Origin of the sequence: Methanobrevibacter sp. (assembly GCF_045577275.1) — an archaeon.
Taxonomy (GTDB): domain Archaea; phylum Methanobacteriota; class Methanobacteria; order Methanobacteriales; family Methanobacteriaceae; genus Methanobrevibacter.
In genome coordinates this window covers 1-3,789 of the sequence record NZ_JAZNIB010000182.1, presented here as the reverse complement: position 1 = coordinate 3,789, position 3,789 = coordinate 1, and the positions used below count along the sequence as shown (strand labels likewise).

1 protein-coding gene is annotated in these 3,789 nt (G+C 37.2%); it reads right to left on the bottom strand.

The window, feature by feature from the left end; all coding sequences use genetic code 11:
• The coding region (locus ACKI67_RS05430; RefSeq protein ID WP_407462410.1) for an amino acid adenylation domain-containing protein at positions 1–3,789 on the bottom strand (3,789 nt) is incomplete at both ends.

Below are 3,789 nucleotides of genomic sequence, written 5' to 3'. Positions count from 1 at the left end.
GGTCCCGTTTAAATGTATTTACGCACATTCCATCAAAAATGATGTGATTGAACTTAGCCAGCACTACATATGAATCCTCTAATTCAAGAACCTTGAACATTGCCAAATAATCATACAAATCAAAGCCTTGAGCTAAGAAATTCTTTACTATGCCCTCATTAAATCCTGATTCAACGGTGACAGGAGGCTTAGCCCCTCTTACCAAGTAAGGATATTCTCCTCTGAATGCCTTTGCAGCAGTTCGAACCATATCCCAAATGCTCTTTATGTTCCATCCATTGCTTTTAAGAAGATCCACAAGTGATTGGTCACTAAAGCTATCACCTAAATCCTTTAAATCCTTCAATAAATCGACATTATCCCTAATTCTATCAAAGAAATTTTTATCTTCATCCCCTTCATAATAATCGCTTACACGCATAGCCAAAATTGGATGCGCAATCAGGATTTCGTCCAATGCATCAAGCACCTTTTGAAGACCATATTCCTTAGGAATGTTCATAAAAGTTGGAATGTGATAAAAATCAGTCTTGTTCATTATTGAATCTAAAAACAAATTGATTTGAGCCTCATTCAACGGACATCCTCCTTCCAAAGAATATATGTCCAAATCCAATGAAAATTCATCAATGCTCTTTGCAATGGCTTCAGGAGTGCGTAAACTTAATATATCTGCTGCTGTGATGTCATAATCCTCAAGATGGGACAATAGCTTTATGGAAATCAATGAGTCGCCGCCTAAGTGAATGAAATCATCTTGAATGCCTATATTTTCCTGATTGAATACATTTTCAAAAGCCTTCACAATAGTTCTTTCCTTTTCATCCCTTGGAGCGATATAACCTGCATGCAGAGCGCTTCTGTCCACTTCAGGCAAAGCGTTCCTATCCACTTTACCGTTAACGGTTAAAGGAATATTATCCAATTCAACAACAAATGAAGGCACCATATAATCAGGCTTTTGACTTGCAATATATGAAAGAAGGGATTCCTTAATGTTCTCATCATCACTTACAACATAAGCCACCAATTCATTGTTGCCGTTGTGCTCAATTGCTTGAACTGTAACTGCCTCAATTGAATCCATTTCTCTGATTGCAGCTTCAACTTCCATCAGTTCGACACGGTTTCCTCTCACCTTCACCTGACTGTCACGACGACCGACGATGCCTAAGGAACCATCCGGCAAGACCCTCACCAAGTCTCCAGTACGATACATTATGCCATAAGCCTCGTCCCTTTCAAATGGATTGTCTATAAATGCCTTAGTGGTTTCTTCATTTCGGTTCAGGTAACCTTTAGCCACTTGATTTCCAGCAATATGCAATTCACCTACAGCACCGATAGGAACGCGCCTCAATTCATCATCCAAGACATAAACCTTGAGGTTTGTGAATAAATGCCCAATGGAAGAGGAATCCATCTTATCCTTCTCTTCAATTGCACAAACTGCAACACAAGCTTCTGTAGGCCCATATGAATCTATAAATGAATAATCTGGACTTGCATTAACCTGTCCTAACTTTTCACCACCAGTGATTAAAACCTTCAAGGTCGTATCCTTGACTTCCTCGATGAATATTCTAGCAACCTGTGTTGGAAGAGTGGTATGGCTAACTCCATGACTAATGAAATGCTGATTCAGCTTTTCAATGTTTAATCTGATGTCCATTGGAACAATATCCAAACAGGATCCACCATATAATGGTCCGCAGATAGCACGTATTGCCCCTACATCAAATCCTATTGAAGAGAACATGCCAAATTTTGAACCGTTTTTCATATTGTATTCATTTACATAGAAATCAACATAGCTGGTAATTCCTTTTCTTGTAATCTTAACCCCTTTTGGAATGCCTGTAGTTCCGCTGGTATATAATATGCAGGCCAAATCTCCATAAACTACAGGTAAACTGGATAAACTAGCCCCAGAATCTTCAACAATTTCTGAAATATCCAATAGAATCTCTTCATCACCAATTAAGTTTTTAGCCCTTTCATAAGTGCTTTTGCTGACTATCACAGCCTTGGCGTCAGTATCATTCAACATGAATCTTATGCGCTCATCAGGCAAGGCATCATCTATCGGCACATATACAGCACCAATGGAGAGAATGGCTAATGCAGAGAACATATATAACTCTGAGCGCTCTAGGAAAAAGGCAACATTGTCCTGTGGACTAACTCCCATATCCTTCAAGGAATTGGCTATTCCTTCTGCAATAAATGCTCCTTCAGCATAGCTATAGGATACGTCATTATATGATACGAGAGGATTGTTTGGATATCTTAAAAGATGGTCATTGAAGGCATCCAGAATATCATCATAATCCAAATCCTTTTCATTCTGATTGTAACTGTCTAGAATATCCAAATCAGAAGATGAAACATAATTGATGTCGGATAAGTCATCCACATACATCATTTCTTTTAAAATTAATTCATAGCTTTTAGCAAAGCTCTTTATGAAGTCATTTGAGAACTTTTGGGAATATAGAATCTTGATTCCCAATTTGTCCCCATCTTCATTGAAAACAAAAAAGGATAAATCTCCAATCAGATCCTGCTTTAAATCCTCAACCTTATAAGGCAAACCCTCTTCAGTCATTAGACTATTAAGAAGGTCATGGGAATATTGGAACAGGATGTCTGAATTTAAATCATATTCATTTGCCAATAGGCGGAAAGGATAGAGATCATATTTCATGGCATAGCTTATAATGCCACTTGAATAATCTAGGAAAGAAAGAGTATCTTGATTTTTGCAGTCAATAACGAGAGGCAATGTGCGAACAAACATCCCTACAGATTCTGACAGATCAATATGACCCCTTCCATCCTCAATAAGATTGAATAAGACTTTAGAGGATGCAGTGAATTTTGATAATGCATAAGCAAATGCACTTGTGAAAAATTGATTATGTGTGATTGAAGCCTTTTCCAAAAAGGAACTTAAATGATTTTTGTCAATGTCAAAGATGTCAATATATTCAAAATCAGAACTTTCTTCCGTCTTTACAGAAGGCAGCAATTCATATACCTCATCAACATCCTCCAACATGGAATCAAAGAACAGTGAAGCTTCTTCCATATAGTCTGAAGAAATGTTCTCTTCATAGGAAATCTCTCTCAAAATACCTGTATCGATTGAATCAATGTCATTGCCCTCTAAAATTGAGAGCAAACTGTCCAGCAGAATATTGGCTGAAGTTCCGTCAAAAATCAGGTGATGGCAATCCATGCACAATGAAATGGACTTCTCATCTTCTGCAATTAAAAAACGGGACAATGACTTTTCAAAATCAAATGGCCTTATGAATGATGAAATGTCATTTTCCAAGCCTTGAGACACTTCAACATCTCCATCAAAGCTAAAGTACAAAGCCTCATCTTCATTAACAACACGAGCAGACAATACAGGATAGATTTCCAATAACTTATAAACGGCATTTTTAATATCATCTGCTGAATATGAATCCTTGAATTCTATCTTAAATGGATTGTTATATGCAGTGCCCATATCATTTACGCTTTCATCCAAGTAAACGTTTAATTGTGATTCAGACAAAGGACAGCAATCATCAAAGCTATAATTCATCTCGATTGGAGAATGAACCTCTAAATTATATTTAATGTAATCTGAAATCTTAATCGGTGTTCGAAGCTCCATGATTTGAGCGGAAGACAAATGAATCCCTAATCTCTCATTCAATATCAATTGAAGTTTCATTAGAGACAATGAGTTTCCTCCCAATTGGATAAAATCATCATCCAATAGGACACTGTCAT